Origin of the sequence: Buttiauxella sp. JUb87, assembly GCF_004361975.1 — a bacterium.
Lineage (GTDB): Bacteria > Pseudomonadota > Gammaproteobacteria > Enterobacterales > Enterobacteriaceae > Buttiauxella > Buttiauxella ferragutiae.
The window spans coordinates 23,991-39,306 of the sequence record NZ_SNVY01000006.1; the positions used below are offsets into that span (position 1 = coordinate 23,991).

At 54.2% G+C, this 15,316-nt stretch carries 8 protein-coding genes and 1 pseudogene; all 9 read left to right on the top strand.

All coding sequences use genetic code 11. The features are described 5' to 3' along the window. The first annotated feature begins 1 nt into the window (after position 1). The 9 genes and pseudogenes from EC843_RS18205 (at position 2) to EC843_RS18245 (ending at position 14,777) form a co-directional block, all read left to right on the top strand. On the top strand, positions 2-1,207 hold the full coding sequence (locus EC843_RS18205; protein ID WP_133522786.1) for a hypothetical protein: 1,206 nt from the start codon (positions 2-4) through the stop codon (positions 1,205-1,207). An 89-nt stretch (positions 1,208-1,296) separates the two neighbouring features. Continuing rightward, positions 1,297-4,557, top strand: a complete 3,261-nt coding sequence (locus EC843_RS18210; RefSeq protein ID WP_243739161.1) for an ImcF-related family protein — start codon at positions 1,297-1,299, stop codon at positions 4,555-4,557. A gap of 2 nt (positions 4,558-4,559) precedes the next feature. Further along, positions 4,560-6,167, top strand: a complete 1,608-nt coding sequence (tssA, locus tag EC843_RS18215) for a type VI secretion system protein TssA (RefSeq protein WP_133522788.1) — start codon at positions 4,560-4,562, stop codon at positions 6,165-6,167. Between the two features lie 33 nt (positions 6,168-6,200). Beyond that, positions 6,201-7,970: a type VI secretion system baseplate subunit TssF gene (gene tssF, locus EC843_RS18220; protein WP_133522789.1), complete on the top strand. Its 1,770-nt coding sequence runs from the start codon at positions 6,201-6,203 to the stop codon at positions 7,968-7,970. Beyond that, the gene (gene tssG, locus EC843_RS18225) at positions 7,934-9,016 is read left to right on the top strand and encodes a type VI secretion system baseplate subunit TssG (RefSeq protein ID WP_133522790.1); all 1,083 of its coding nucleotides are present in this window, start codon (positions 7,934-7,936) and stop codon (positions 9,014-9,016) included. The genes tssF and tssG overlap by 37 nt, the downstream gene beginning before the upstream one ends. Before the next feature lie 35 nt (positions 9,017-9,051). Further along, positions 9,052-9,576: a type VI secretion system lipoprotein TssJ gene (tssJ, locus tag EC843_RS18230; protein ID WP_133522791.1), complete on the top strand. Its 525-nt coding sequence runs from the start codon at positions 9,052-9,054 to the stop codon at positions 9,574-9,576. Positions 9,577-9,580: 4 nt separating this feature from the next. Then, positions 9,581-11,806: pseudogene (vgrG, locus tag EC843_RS18235) on the top strand (type VI secretion system tip protein VgrG); the annotation flags it as partial. Positions 11,807-12,899: 1,093 nt separating this feature from the next. After that, positions 12,900-13,349 (top strand): type VI secretion system baseplate subunit TssE, encoded by a 450-nt coding sequence (gene tssE / locus EC843_RS18240; protein WP_133522792.1) that lies wholly within the window; start codon positions 12,900-12,902, stop codon positions 13,347-13,349. A 39-nt stretch (positions 13,350-13,388) separates the two neighbouring features. After that, positions 13,389-14,777 carry a VasL domain-containing protein gene (locus EC843_RS18245; RefSeq protein WP_133522793.1) on the top strand — a complete coding sequence of 463 codons (1,389 nt, stop codon included), beginning with the start codon at positions 13,389-13,391 and terminating at the stop codon, positions 14,775-14,777. The last annotated feature ends 539 nt before the right edge of the window (positions 14,778-15,316 follow it).

The following is a 15,316-nucleotide window of genomic DNA, read 5'->3' on the forward strand; positions in this document are numbered from 1 at the left end:
GATGGCGGTTTACCTGGATGCTATCCCTGAATCTGCTCCCAGAATACCCCGGCCGAATACACGTCGCTGGTTATATTTTCTGGGTATTATCTTAGCCTCTGGAATTGCCCTGACATTCTGGTTGTGGACAGAAGAACGGACGGGGTATGTATTCTGGTGCATGGCACTGGGTTTGCCCGTTTGTTTGTGGGGGTTGTTTTTTAGTCTTCGCCGGTTTGGTTACAAATGCGATCAGGTATGGGCGTCCTCGTGGAATAGAGAGCGAGAACAATTGCTTGAGCGGGAAATCACTCGGGGGCAACGGGCTGTCAGTGTACTGAAGGTTGGCGTGGTCATCCAGCTCGGTAGTGGCCCGGAAAAATTACTCAACGCCGTTCTGGCTTCAACTTCTCAGTTAACTATGCAGCCACCTCGAGTCGGAGGCGCACCTGTTCGTCATACCCGTTTAGCAGATTTTCAGAATAAGCAGCAGGTGGATGATCTGGATATCGCGGTGAAAACTCTTGCCAGTCAAATTAGACCGGTGCTGGATAAAATCCCTGCCGATGTTCTCTGCTGGTTAATGGTCGATTGCGAGATAGCTGGAGTTCCGGATGCGGAGGCGAAAATCTCACATCTGCTGGCTTTGCAGACTGGCCGTAAGTTTCAGTTATTTCATGTTAAGGGGTTAGCCGCTCTAGACAACTGGCTGGATGAAATGTGGAAGACACCTGCTGCTCTTATTACCGTCAGCGCGGCCATTCGGGAAACCCCGCTTGAAGGTCAAGGGGAAGCGATAGCCTGGCTTGTGTTACTGAACCGCAGGCATGCTGATTTTCCGAATGCCGTCAGGCTACATCGCCCTGAAAAAGGTTGTTCTCGTTCACTTTCAAAAACACTCAGCAGAGCATTGTTATGGTGCCAGTTGCCACCGGAAGGGGTGAGGAGGGCATGGATGACAGGGAGTTCGGTGTCACAGGGTGGGGACTGGAATACGGCCTGTGAAAATAATGAACTGACTTTAAGTATGACTGAGGACAATAAGGATATTGATCAGACCACAGGCTATACCGGCAAGGCCGCACCTTGGCTTGCTGTCGCGATTGCTACGACTGCCGCCCAACAGGGTGACCCACAGATTGTGGTCGCAGAAACAGATGTAAATGATATCTGGATTGTCGGTATTACACCCGGCGATATCACAGGGATAAATCAGGACTTATCGTGAAAATAAAAACACTCATTGGGGCCATTGTCGCTGTTGCCATTTTTTGTACAGTAATTTTCGCTTTTTTATTTTTATCCCTGCCAGAAAAAATGGCTGACTTGACGGGGATTGGCCCCCTTGATAATGCCAGGCTGATGACATCCTGCTTGTCCTTTATCGTGGTGATTGTCCTTCTGGGATGGCTTATCGAAAAAGGATTTGAGAGGGCGGGTAAGTCTGGTGTGCAGCTGTCGTTCAAAAAAAACCAGCAGGATCTCACCCGTGACGATTCTTCTCTGACGATTCATTCAGAAGGAGCGGTTGAAAAATTTACTGCAACTTCAGTTATTGAGCATCTTAGCCTGCGCTATGGCCGCCACTGGAAAACCAAAGTTCGGATTTTACTGCTTCAGGGTGAAGATGCAGACATCGAAAAAGCCGTTCCTGGCCTTAGCCGCGATATGTGGCAGGAAGGTGACGGGAGCGTACTTATTCACGCAGGTAGTGCCTCGTTGCAACCCGATGAAGCGTTTCTGTCAGAGCTGAAGCAAGTTCGCCTACGCCACCCCATCGATGGCATCGTGCAGGTAATAAATACCTCCGCGTTACCGACAGACATCGAACGTGACGCCTTTTTACGCAGCCGACAGAAAGCCGATAAACTGCTGGGCTGGCAGGCACCTGTCTGGGTGTGGCTGACCGATAAAGAGATAGGCTCTCAGGGTGAGAGCCAGCCAGCGGCTGTCGGCGCGATGTTTGGCCCGGTCGCCATACCGGATGACGCCAGTTCAACGCTGGATACGCTGATACCCCGCCTGCGCCAGGTGGGGATGTCTCAGATCCTGCACAACCCGCAACATGACGGGCTGCTGCAACTCTCTTCCCGTTTGCAGGGCGAACTGAAAGCGAGCCTGAATGTTTTGTTTACCGGCATGATGCAGGGTTCCGTGGCTTATCGCCTGCGGGGTGCGATGTTTAACCCTGAGCTGGCGGTTGCCGGTTCGCTACCCAATACTCGTCTCGACACCCCGGCATGGAAAGCCATCATTGACGACAGCGATGCTGTCCGTCCAAAGAAAATCACCTTCGACTGGCTGCAAGGGCTGCGTTTGCTCATTCTTGCGCTGGTGGTTCTGTGGGGCGCGGGTACGCTGCTGTCTCTCACCGTAAACCGTGCGCAAATTTACCAGGCACAAAACACCGCCCGTATCGCAGCTGACAGCAAACTGCCACTGGCTGAACGCTTGCGGAATCAGCTCGTTCTACAACAGGCCATTGCCCGTCTGCAAAACCGTGAAGCGAAGGGCGCGCCATGGTACACCCGCTTTGGGCTGAATCAGGACCGCGACACGCTGGCTGCACTCTGGCCGTTGTATGCGCGCAACAATACCTTGCTGATGCGTGATGCCACAGCAGCCCACCTGAAGCAGCAACAGAACGCATTTGTGCAACTGCCCCCTGCCAGCGATGCCCGTACCCAGAGCACTCAGCGGGCATACGATGTGCTCAAAGGCTATCTGATGCTGGCCCGTCCGGATAAAGCAGACGCGCAGTGGCTGGCGAAAAATGTACTGGCTTCCTGGCCGAAACGTCAGGGGGTACCAGACGGCACCTGGCAGGAGCTGGCCCCAAAACTGCTGGGCTTTTATGCACAAAACCTCCCGGCACATCCGGAATGGGCAATTAAGCCCGACGCTGAACTCATCAGCACGGTGCGCCAGATTTTGCTCAAGCAGATCGGGCAGCGTAATGCTGAATCAGGGTTGTATCAGGACATGCTTAAACGCATTGCCAGCAACTGGCCTGATCTTACGCTGGCAGACATGACCGGTGACACTGACTCCTCAACGGTATTCAACACCGAAGAAGTGGTGCCGGGGATGTTCACCCGCCAGGCGTGGGAAGAGCAGGTGCAGGAGGCGATTGACGAAGTGGTCAAAACTCGCCGCGATGAAATTGACTGGGTGCTGACGGATAAAACCCGTCAGCCGGGCGGTGATATTGCCCCCGAAGCCCTGAAAGAGCGTCTGACAGAACGCTACTTCACCGATTTTGGTAACGCCTGGCTCAATATGGTCAACAGCATTCACTGGGAGGAAGCGGCTTCGCTTTCTGAGGCCATTGCCCAGCTCAACTTGATTGGCGATGTCCGCCAGTCTCCGCTGGTGGCGCTGATGAACACGCTCGCCTGGCAGGGGAAAACCGGGCAGAAGGGTGAAGCATTGGCGGATTCGATTGTGGACTCTGCGAAACAGCTGATCGGCAAGAAGAAAAATGCCAAGCAGTTTATCGAGCAGGCGCAGGGGCCGAAAGGCCCGCTTGATGGGGTATTTGGTCCGCTGATGGGGCTGATGGATGGCAAAGAGGGCACCGGCAATGACGGTAATCTCAGCTTCCAGTCCTGGCTTGCCCGTGTCACGCAGGTGCGACTCAAACTCCAGCAGGTCACCAGTGCACCCGATCCCCAGGCGATGTCCCAGATGCTGGCGCAAACCGTGTTCCAGGGGAAAGCCATTGATCTGACCGACACTCGTGATTACGGCAGCCTGGTCGCTGCCAGCCTGGGGCAGGAGTGGAGTGGCTTCGGCCAGTCTGTGTTTGTGCTCCCGCTGGATTTGGCCTGGCGACAGGTGCTGGCCCCGGCGGCGGGAAGCCTTAACACCCGCTGGCAGACCACCATTGTTGACCAATGGAACAAAGCCTTTGCCGGTCGCTATCCGTTTAATGCGACCGGTAGCGATGCCTCATTACCGCTGCTGGCCCAGTTCCTGCGCAGTGACTCGGGGCGAATCACCACATTCCTCAAAACTAACCTCGGTGGCATCCTCCATCAGGAAGGTAACCGATGGGTGGTTGATCCTGCGGCAAGCCAGGGGATGGTGGTGAGTGCCGATTTCCTCAGAGCGATTAACCAACTGGCCGAGCTGTCGGACATTGTTTTTGCCCAGGGTGACGCTGGCGTGAATTTTGAACTGATGGCGCGCCCAACGCGGGATGTTGCCCGTATCCAGCTGACAATAGATGAGCAGAACCTTGACTACTTCAACCAGATGGAAAGCTGGCAAAGCTTTACCTGGCCGGGGAAAACGTACTATCCCGGCGTCAGTCTCAGCTGGCGTAGCGTGAATAGCGGTATGCAGCTGTATACCCACAACCAGGGCAACTGGGGATTCATCCGCTTACTGGATAAAGCGCAGGTCACCCCCCTTGATGGAAGCCGCACTCAACTGGTATGGAAAGCTGCGGACGGCAATCCGCTGACGTTCGTGATGCGCAGTGAACTGGGTGACGGCCCGCTGGCGCTGCTGAAACTCCAGGGGTTCAGGTTGCCGGAGTCTATCTTCAGCGTTGATGCGGGTAGGGAGGAATAAAAATGAGTTCACCAGAAGCGCTGTTATCCGTATGCAGCACTAATAATGAGGAGCAGCAACGCCTGCTCTCGCGGGCGACGGACGCCCTGCCACTCTGGGATAACTGGCTACGCCCAATCACTCCCGCACAGGAAACCGGCGACGATCCGGCGTATGACGATAATTTTCTGCTGATGCGTGAGGAGATCAATAAGCTCTCCGGGACCGATGCAGAATTATTGTGTGGGCTGGCGGAAAAGTGTCTTTGCGAGAGTGCCAAAGATATTCGGGTCGCGACCTGGTACAGCCAGGCCCGTCTAAGCCGCGACGGCGAAAAAGGGCTGGCGGAAGGCTTATTGCTGTTATCGGCGATGCTCTCCCGCTACGGTCAGCTTTGCCATCCACAGCGCCCCAATGCCCGCAAGGCCGCGCTGGAATGGCTGAACAGCGCCAAAGTGCTCGACACACTCTCGCAGTGGCCGGAGGTCGACCGCGATGACGCGAGTCTGACCGTTGGGGCTGTGAACTTGCTGGCGGCAACGGTTGCTGACTGGCCTGACAATGAAAAACCCTCTTTTGCCGGCCTTTGTACGGCGCTTGAAAATCGCCTGGCACGCTCTGGCGGGATGGATGCGTTAGTCCCCCAGAACAGCAGTATGCAGGATGCCGGGCGCGAATCCGTTCTTACTGATTCCCCGAAGCTGTCAGTGGTGAAATCTGGACGCGATTTACTCGACCAGACAAAGTTACTTTCCCGCTGGCTGGGTGAACAGCCGCAGGGCTGGCTGGCCTCTCACCGCATGATGAAAACCGTGCGCTGGGATACAGTCGAGCAGATCCCGCCGCTGGACAGCAGCGGACGTTCGCGCCTGGTCCCGCCGAAACCGGAATACCGGGCGCAATTAAAGCGCCTGTATCTGCAAAAAAACTGGGCTGAGCTGGTCGAACAGGCCAGCCAGATGTACTGCGAAGGGGTGAACCATTTCTGGCTCGATCTCCAGTGGTACCTCTGGCAGGGGCTTAGCCATGCCGGTCAGCCGTGGGAAGCCTGGTCCGACTCCATTCTTTTTGATCTGCGCTTTTTCCTCAAACGTTTACCCGGTCTGGAAGGGCTGGCCTGGAACGACGGCACCCCGTTTGCTGATGAAGTCACCACCGCGTGGATTGCCGAAAAGGTCAACGAGGAAGCGCTTATCTTCCGCGACGAACCGGCAACGGTGACCAACGGCCAGCCGGACGATGTGTTGTTACTGGAATCGGAAGCGATGGCAAAGGGCGATATTGAAGGTCCGGAAGCTGCGCTTGCCTGGCTCCAGTCCCGCCCTGGAATGGACTCTCCGCGTCATCGCTGGCTGGTGCGTCTGCTGATGGCACGCGTTGCCGAGCAGTACGGGCGTAACGATATGGCGCTGCATCTGCTGGGAGAACTGACGTCCAGCGCCCCGCAACTCACCCTTGGCGACTGGGAACCCGCCCTGTTATTTGAAGTGCAGGCCCGCCGCCTGAAACTGCTGCGCATGAAAGCCGGTCGCAATGAGAGCGATAAAGCCCGACTGATGCCCGAAATGGATGCTCTGCTGGCCGGATTGATTGCCATCGATCCTGCTCGTGCCATGGTGCTCTGTGGCTAAATTTTTGTTTGATAACCTTCAGGAATTCCGTGCATGGATGACTTAACCCTGCGCTATTACGAAGCCGAAATGCGCTATCTGCGCGAAGCCGGTAAAGAATTTGCCCGCGCCCATCCGGACAGAGCTGCGATGCTCAACCTGGATAAACCCGGTGCGCGCGACCCCTACGTAGAACGCCTGTTTGAAGGCTTTGCTTTCCTGATGGGGCGCCTGCGTGAAAAACTCGATGACGACCTGCCGGAACTGACCGAAGGGCTGGTGAGCCTGCTGTGGCCGCACTACATGCGCACTATCCCGTCACTGGCGATCGTGGAATTTTCGCCGGACTGGCGTAGTCTGCGTCAGTCTGAACGGCTGCAGGAAGGTTTCTCTGTATTATCGCGACCGGTCGGGCCGAACAGAACACCCTGCCAGTACCGCACCACGCGTGATGTACCGCTCCAGCCGCTGAGCCTTACCGATGCCCGGATGCACACCGAAACGGACGGGCGCTCTGCTATTCGCCTGCGTTTTGAATGCCCGGAAAAAATCGACTGGAGCAAGGCTGGCATCGACAAAGTCGCCATCTTTCTCAACGCCGAAAGCCCGGTCAGCTCGGCACTGCATCTGGCGATGACCCGCCGGGTACACGCGATGTATGCGCGTCATGCCGGTACCCGCACCGAGCGCCATAAGTTTGCTGGCTGGTGCAAACCGATGGGCTTTGATGACAATGACGGTCTGTGGAAGAAGGCCGATTCCGCTTTCAGTGGTTATCAGCTGCTGCTGGAATATTTCAGCTTCCGTCCGAAGTTCATGTTTATCGAACTGCGTGGACTTGAAACTATTGGTCTTAACCCTGCCAGCAACTGGTTTGAAATTGACATTGTGCTCAGCGAAGCCTGGTCGTCTGACTTACCGTTTGAGACTGAAAACTTCCGCCTGCACTGTGCGCCGGTCATCAACCTCTTCACCCTCGAAGCTGACCCACTAACGCTTGACCCGCTGGACAATGAATACCTGCTGCGCCCGCTGCGTCTTCAGGACGGCCACACTGAGATCTACAGTGTTGACAACATCCATGGCGCGGTGAAACACGGCAAGCACCCGTATGTGCCGTTCACCAGCTTCCGCCATCGCGGTGGCATGATGCGCCACGATGCACCGGAGCGTTATTTCCACACTCGGGTGAAACGCGGGGCCTCTGGCCTGTATGACACCTGGCTGATCCTCGGTGGACGTTCTTTCGAGCTGGATCAACTGTCTGAGAAACCCGAATCGCTCTCGATGCGCATCACCGGCACCAACGGCCAGCTCCCGCGCAAAGCACTGGAAAGCACCCTGCTGGACCGGGTGGTCAAGGCGGGCAAAGTCCCGGTCAGGGTACTGAATGTCTCCGCGCCGACCATGCCGCTATATCCGCCCGCCAGCGACCGTTTCCACTGGCGAGTGATGAGCCATCTGGGTTCGAACTTCCTCAGCATGATGGACAATCCTGAAGTGTTGCGCGGAACGCTGGCGCTGTATGACTGGACGGACGATGAGATGAATCGCCGTCGCCTTGAGGCGATTGTTGCAGTGAAACACACGCTGATCCGCCGTTTTGAGAAAGGATTTATGCTGCGCGGCGTGGACATCGAGGTCACGCTGAATATGGACAATTTTGCCGGCGAAGGCGATGTAAATCTCTTCGGCGAGATGCTGCACCGCTTCTTCGCACTGTATGCGGATATTCACCTCTTTAACCAGCTCACACTGGTACTGCAACCGACAGGGAAAAGACTGAGATGGCAAGAGAGTCACAGCCAGCACGTACCGGGCTGACGCTAGCCCTCAACAAGGACATCTGGCGGGCCAACTTTTATCGCTTCTGCCAGTTGCTGGAGCAGGAAAGTCCGGACGCACCAAAGCTCGGGGCGACCAGCCATCCGGCAAACGATCCGGTGCGCTTCCGCCCCTGGCCGGGGATGGGATTTCCGGTCAGCACACTGAAAGCCGTCGAGACTGACGAAGATCACCCGGAGCGGCCCCCGACCGTGCGCACCACCTTTCTGGGCATGTACGGCGTGGATTCACCGCTCCCAGGCATGTATCTGGATGACATTGCGCAGCGGCGGGAAGGGCATGAGGCGCTCACTTCGTTTCTGGACATCTTCAGCCACCGCATCACCACACAGTATTACCGGATCTGGCGTAAATACGCTTATCCGGCCACCTTCGAGGCGGGTGGGCGTGATGCTACGTCACAATGCCTGCTGGGGCTGGTGGGCCTGGGCATTCCGGGTACCGCTGAACAGGTAGCGACACCGGTTTCGCGCTTTCTGGCACTGCTGGGAACCATGCGCTTGCCGACCAGAAATGCGGAAGGTATTCGCGCCCTGGTCAGCCTGCTTGCCCCGCATACGCGGGCCATGATCACTGAACCTGATCCCGTTAAAGTGCATATCGACAACCGCAGCGGCCTGGGAGGCGCTAACCGCATACAGCTTTCACAACGGGCGACGCTGGGTAAAACCGCCAAAGAAGCCTGCAGCCGGGTGCTGGTGACGCTCATCACCGAAGACCCTGATGAAGCCGAAGGCTGGTTACCTGGCGGACATATCCATACCGACTTGCTGGTACTGATGCGTGTTTATCTGGGCTACCGCAGCGATGCACGGTTGCGCCTGACCGTTCCGGTTCGTCTGCTGCCAGAACCGCGCCTGGGCAAAAGTCGCCGTATTCAACTCGGGCGCACTGGCCTGCTTGGTCTGAAAAACGGCAAGCTCTGCGATAACCGGGAAACCCTGACGGTCAGCCTGGGGTGTTATGAAGGGCTGCACTGCCAGATGTTACCGTTGGCTGAAAACGGCCACTACCGCTTCGACTAACCACGCTTTCTCCCTCTCTTAAAAGGAACTTATGTATGGCAACAGTTACCCGCTGGCGGGCGCTGACGCTTATCGGCTGCTGCCTGCTTGCAGGCTGCGGTCTGACCCAGACCGTTACGGACGGCACGGTCAATATGACGAAATCCATCTTTTATAAAAAGATCAAAACACTTCATCTGGATTTTGCCCCGCGTACCGCAATTAACGCCGATGGCGCTCAGACACCGCTGGCAACCATGGTGCGGGTCTATCAGCTCAAAGACCGCAGAGCGGTGGAAGCCGCCGATTACCAGACGCTGTTGCGTAACGCCGATACTGTGCTCAAAGAGGATGTGCTGGCTTCAAAAGAGTTGCTGGTGATGCCCAACGGCAACGTCACACTCGACACGCCGATGGATGAAAACGCCCAGTTTGTGGCGATAGTTGCCCTGTTTAACCGCCCGGATTTAAAAGACAACCAATGGCGTCTGGTGCTGAGCCGCGACGATCTTGACCCGGATGAGCCGCGCACCATTGAACCGGGCGATGGCTGGCTCAGCCTGGTACCGGTAAAGGAGTGAAGTGATGGATAACTGGTTAGCGCTATTTGACGGGCAGACCCGCTATTTGCTGGCGATTAATGACAGCACCGTCCAGCCTGAAGTGCTGAAGTTTCGCGGGCGGGAAGCATTAAGCGAGCCGTTCACATGGGACATTGAATTCACCACCCCGCAGGCAAATATTGCCCCGGAACAGGTGCTGATGAAGTACGCCACCTTCCGGATGCGCAGTGGCAAAACGGTGCATGGCATCATGACCCGTCTGGAATGGCTGTCGACCTCCGCTGACCAGTCGCACTATAAAGCTACGCTCAGCTCGCGCCTGGCGCTGTTGTCCTGCAGTCGCCAGTGTGCGGTTTTCCAGAACCAGTCGGTACCGGAAGTGGTGGAGCAGGTGTTGCGTAAACACGGGCTGGAAGGGGCTGATTTCGAATTTCGTCTGGAACGCACCTATCCGCCGCGTGAAGTCATCACCCAGTGGCGGGAAACGGACCTGGCGTTTGTTCAGCGCATTCTGTCTGAAGTGGGGATTTACTGGCGCACGGAGATGGACAACACCCGTGAACTGGACGTGTTTATCTTTGCCGACAGCCAGCTGAATTATCAGTTTGATGTGCGCCTGCCGTACAGCGAACCTTCCGGCCTGTTCGACGGGGCGGAGGGAGCGGTGTGGGGTGTACGCACCTGGCATAATGTGGTTACCGGCAGCGTCGCCACCCGCGACTACAACTACCGTACAGCCAGCACACCGCTGGACAGCGCGGTCAGCGTGCGTCATGAGGCGGTGACCACGGGCGAACATTACCGCTACGCCGCACCGTACCGCGAAGCCGGTGATGATACCGACCCGGAGCCGGCCACCGAAAGCGGGGCGTTTTACGCCTGTCTGCACCATGAACGTGAACTGAACCGGTCTGCGCGTATTCACCTGTTCAGCAATGCGTCAAACCTGACGCCGGGACAGGTGCTGGAGCCGCAGGGCAGTGTGATTGCTGCGTTGCAGGAAGGTGTCATTCTCACGCTGGTCACTTTTGCTGCTTCACGGGATTCGCGTCTGCATGTCTCCGTGTGGGGCATGCCTTACAGCGAACGCTACAGCTTTCGCCCGGTTGAAATCCCGCGCCCGGAAATCCACGGCACGTTGCCTGCGCGAATTGAAAGCCGCGAGAAGAACGATATTTACGCCCACCTGGATGAACTGGGCCGCTACCGCGTAAAGCTGGACTTTGACCGGGAAGGAACAGAGCAGGGTTACGGTTACCTGTGGCTGCGCCAGGCAAAACCGTATTCCGGTGACACCCTCGGCTGGCATACGCCGCTCACCGACGGTACGGAAGTGGCGATAGCCTACAGCAACGGCGACATCGACCTGCCGTACATCGCCCATGCACTGCACGACTCAGAACACCCGGACCACGTTAACCGCGACAACCACACCCGCAATATTCTGCGCACGCCGGCGAACAACAAGCTGCGGATGGAAGACCAGCGCGGCGAAGAACATATCAAGCTCGCCACGGAATACGGCAAAACCCAGCTCAGCAGTGGCTATCTGGTGGATGCGCAGGGAAAACCCCGAGGTAAAGGCACCGAGCTGCGCACCGATGAACGCGGCACTATCCGCGCCGGAAAAGGGCTGTTTGTCAGTGCGGACAAGCAGGCCAAAGCCCGGGGTGAGGTGCTGGATATGGGCGCGGCACTTAAGGAAATCGACCAGTTAAACCAGCACCTGCAACAGCTTGAAATGGCGGCAGAGCAGGCCGAAGCCCTGAAAGCTGATATTGACAGCCAGATACGGATGTTTGAGCAACGGCTGAAACCGCTCAACGAAATCATTCACTTCTCCGCCCCTGCCGGGATGGCATTCACCAGCGGTGAACACCTGCAAATGACCGCCACGAAAAACGTGGCGATTAATGCCGGTGGCGACATCAGTACTGGCGTGATGGGCAATATGACAGCGCTGGCCGGAGAGAAACTGGGACTGTTTGCCCGCACCGGACAGTTAAGCCTGAAAGCCAGTGAAGGCCCGGTGGATGTGCAGGCACAAAACGCCAGCCTGAGGCTGTTTGCGGAAAAGAAACTCACCCTGACCTCAGAAAGTGACATCGCGTTTGCCGGGAAAAAACGTATCACGCTGAATGGTGGTGGCAGTTACCTGAAGCTGGAGGCAGGGAAGGTGGAGTACGGCACCACCGCGAGCTATATGCGTAAGGTGAAAAAGACCATGGCGGCGGGAAGCTGCTCTCTGGAGGAAAACCTGACACAACTGGCCGCACCATTACCGGAGCTGTTATGTGTCCCGGTCGCAACTTGTGTCCATGTGACAGGCTCCGGTGCAGGGAGTGATGAGGATATTCCACTCGCTGTAGATGTAGATGTAGATGTAGATGTAGATGTAGATGTAGATGTAGATGTAGATGTAGATGTAGATGTAGATGTAGATGTAGATGTAGATGCAGATGCAGAGGTAATCAGACCGGACTCCCCTGAATTATCACAAAAGAGATATATCTATTCACCTTTTGTTAATAATCCTGATGTGTTGCTTTACGATTCACTGGCTAAATTTATTGATGGTAAACATCATCCAGAGATAGTTTTTGTTAACAAGAGCCAAAGAGATAAATTTTTTCACCAGCTTGCTGATGAGAAAATGATTATTATTGAGATAATTAAGCTACGTAATAAACATTCTGATGATGATATTAGTGAAGCCGTGTACGGAAAGTTTATTGATTTTCATCGTTCAACAGAAAAATACCATTTTGGTGAAGAGCCGAAGCCGGTTATTTATGTTGTCGGGCATGGTTCCCCCGGTGATGATATGTTGTCCCCGACACCGGTTGAAAATCTTTCAAAAGGGAAGTACAGCTTTGAAATAGTTGAACAACTGATTAAAATGGGCTTACCTGCAGATGCCATTATCAAGCTGGATTTTTGCTGGAGTGGGGCTGGTCAGTCCCCTGAAAATATCACCAGGGAAGAATTAATAAAAGCATTCCATGCAGGGAAAATGAAAGATGTCACTGATAGTGAAGAGGATAGTTTTTGTGCTTCATTTACGGAAGAGTTAAAAAAGGTGATGTCGAATTTTGTTGGGGAGATACATTCTTACCTTGGGGTTGTCCATTCCACTCGAAGTCGCGATATCATTGAAAAAACACCCTCTTCTAAGGCGCATTATATCGTGTCACTTCCAGTGGGCGATGACGGTGAGGAGGTTATGTTCCGGAAATCGGATATGCGTATTAAAAATAAGATGCAGGAATGAATTTCCTCTGTAAAACACCATGCCACATGGAACCGAACAATAAATCTGTATTTTGACATTTGGAGGTCTAATGGGTAGCCATTCCCCTTCGCTATATGAAATCCTTACGGGCTGCTTTATCGGTGATTTACCCCTTGAGGTGATTAAAGAAGAAGATCAAGTCATATTATCCGTACTGGATAATATTCAACGTATATTAAATTCGCGTGCTGGTACTCTGTCCCATATTCCTGATTATGGTCTGCCCGATATGACCAAAATACTTCAGGGTATGCCAGGAACTGCGCATGAGTTGATAGAAACTCTATCCGGCATATTACTGCAATATGAACCACGACTGCAGTCACTCAACGTCATATTACTTGAACAGGAAGTACCTGGCGAGTTGCGATACGCGATTGATGCCGAATTAAAAGAGATTGGACTAGTTCGGTTCGGCACAGAGTTTGTGCCTGATGGAAAGGTGATGCTCAGACATCTGAAGCAACAGCACTATCTGGAAAAGAATCAGTGTATTTAATACTCGTTTCATCCATACACACTCGACATGGATTTCATAATGCCCCCAGTATACGAACGACACCTGAAGACGGGGAGTGACCCCCGCACGATGCCTGAACATTCAGCATTACGTGCAGAGCTCGCAAAGCTGTCTCATCCTGCCCGGCCAGACGTGAACTGGCAGTATATTGAAACGCTGTGCCTGAATCTGTTTGAGCGCAACGGTGTTGAGATGCAGACTGCCGCCTGGTACACCGAGGCACGTACCCGCCTCGCCGGGGTGCACGGTCTGAATGAAGGGCTGGCGATTATCACTGCGCTGATGACCTATCAATGGGGAGCGCTGTGGCCTCAGGCTACCCATGCGCGGATGGATATTCTCTGCGGGTTGAGTCACCGACTACAGCAACTGTTGCGGACCTTAACATTAGATTATGCAGACCTGAATGCACTCTATCAGGTAGAAAAACATCTTTCAGAATTGGGCGAACTACTGCAACGGCTCGAGCTTAAATATGTCAGCCAGATAGACGCGCTACGTAATCAGTTACATGCCGCAGCAGTACGGCTGGAAAACAGCAACGCGACAACAGGCAATAACGATATGACCACATCAGGTATCGGTCTGCCAACTACCGTATCCATACAGGCTAATCCGCGCACCACCTGGGTCTATGTAGCACAGGAGGAGCCAGTGGTGAGAGTGGAAACCATCACGGTCCCTGTCCAGACAAAACCGTGGAAACCCTTTATTGCCGGAATTACCACGATGCTGGTAGTGGGTAGTATCTCACTGTACAGCTGGAATTATTTACATCGATCCGATCCGGTACAGGTGCAATTACGTGCATCTGTAGCGCCGTTACCGATGGTGCTCTCAGCAGAGCAAATACAAAGCCTGCAACGACAAACACCAGAATGGCTTAAAGAAGATGCATACCCTCTGGAAGTTCAGCAGCGATTGACACAGCTTGCAGCATTACCACCTGGTTGGGCGCTGGAATATGGTAATCAGCTTGTTGGGCAGGTGCAGGCTCTGTGGCCGCAAACTCCTCTGGGGGGGCAAATGGCTACGCGTTGGCAACAGCACCTCAAAGACACTGCCATGTCGCCTGAAAATCTGAAGGGCTGGCACCAGGGGATGGGACAGCTGCAGCAACTCATTGACCGTCTGAATGGGCTGGATGAGAAACGCGGTAAATATATGACAGTGAGCGAACTGAAGACCGTGGTGTTTGGCATCCAGCAGTCATTTAACAAAACCGTGCCTGCGGAAGAGCAACTGCGGCGGCTGGATAACAGTCCTTCACCTGCGCAGGCGTACCAGGCAGAGGCGCATCTGAAACAGTTAATCAGTCGTTATGCACTGTTAAAGCAAGGCGATCCTGACTATAACCCAGACCTTAACACTGAAGAAAGCCTTGAGTCGAATGGAAAAAGTGGCTGACATGAGAACTGGTTGACCGACAGGATGGTGTGGTAGTCAGTACACTGTATAAATGGGGAACACCGTACCCGTGCTACTTATTTCAGGGGTAGCACAGGTACCGGTGTATGATCCGTGTGGAGAACACATACTGCTGCAGAGACCTCCTCTGTGCGTGGAACATTGACCTCACCGTTATATATCCGTTAATACGGCGAGATAAATCGAGTGCGATATACAATATGGCATTAACATCATTGTTTCGGCCATTAGGTGAATATATCCACTACTGAGGTCTCGAAGTATACCTGTCATGTTTAATTCTTCTGGTAATGTTTTCTCATTACTTGCTTTCTCTATTCAGTTCAGTAATGCAATGGTCATTATTCTGGCTGGAATAAAATTCATCTTTGCCTGTGCGTATGAAAGCAACCTCTTGTTCGAGAAATGGCGCACTTCATCTTGATTTATAAAGTCGGTGATGAGTTCTTATGAAAGTACTGTAAATAATATTTTATTAATCAGTCTTGTTTTCTTGCCAAATAACTCGCCATTGTGGT

What these genes read in the sequence shown, in the direction of transcription:
- EC843_RS18205 (WP_133522786.1), top strand. Translation starts at nt 2, where the DNA reads ATGGCGGTTTACCTGGATGCTATCCCTGAATCTGCTCCCAGAATACCC.
- EC843_RS18210 (WP_243739161.1), top strand. Translation starts at nt 1,297, where the DNA reads ATGGCTGACTTGACGGGGATTGGCCCCCTTGATAATGCCAGGCTGATG.
- tssA (WP_133522788.1), top strand. Translation starts at nt 4,560, where the DNA reads ATGAGTTCACCAGAAGCGCTGTTATCCGTATGCAGCACTAATAATGAG.
- tssF (WP_133522789.1), top strand. Translation starts at nt 6,201, where the DNA reads ATGGATGACTTAACCCTGCGCTATTACGAAGCCGAAATGCGCTATCTG.
- tssG (WP_133522790.1), top strand. Translation starts at nt 7,934, where the DNA reads ATGGCAAGAGAGTCACAGCCAGCACGTACCGGGCTGACGCTAGCCCTC.
- tssJ (WP_133522791.1), top strand. Translation starts at nt 9,052, where the DNA reads ATGGCAACAGTTACCCGCTGGCGGGCGCTGACGCTTATCGGCTGCTGC.
- tssE (WP_133522792.1), top strand. Translation starts at nt 12,900, where the DNA reads ATGGGTAGCCATTCCCCTTCGCTATATGAAATCCTTACGGGCTGCTTT.
- EC843_RS18245 (WP_133522793.1), top strand. Translation starts at nt 13,389, where the DNA reads ATGCCCCCAGTATACGAACGACACCTGAAGACGGGGAGTGACCCCCGC.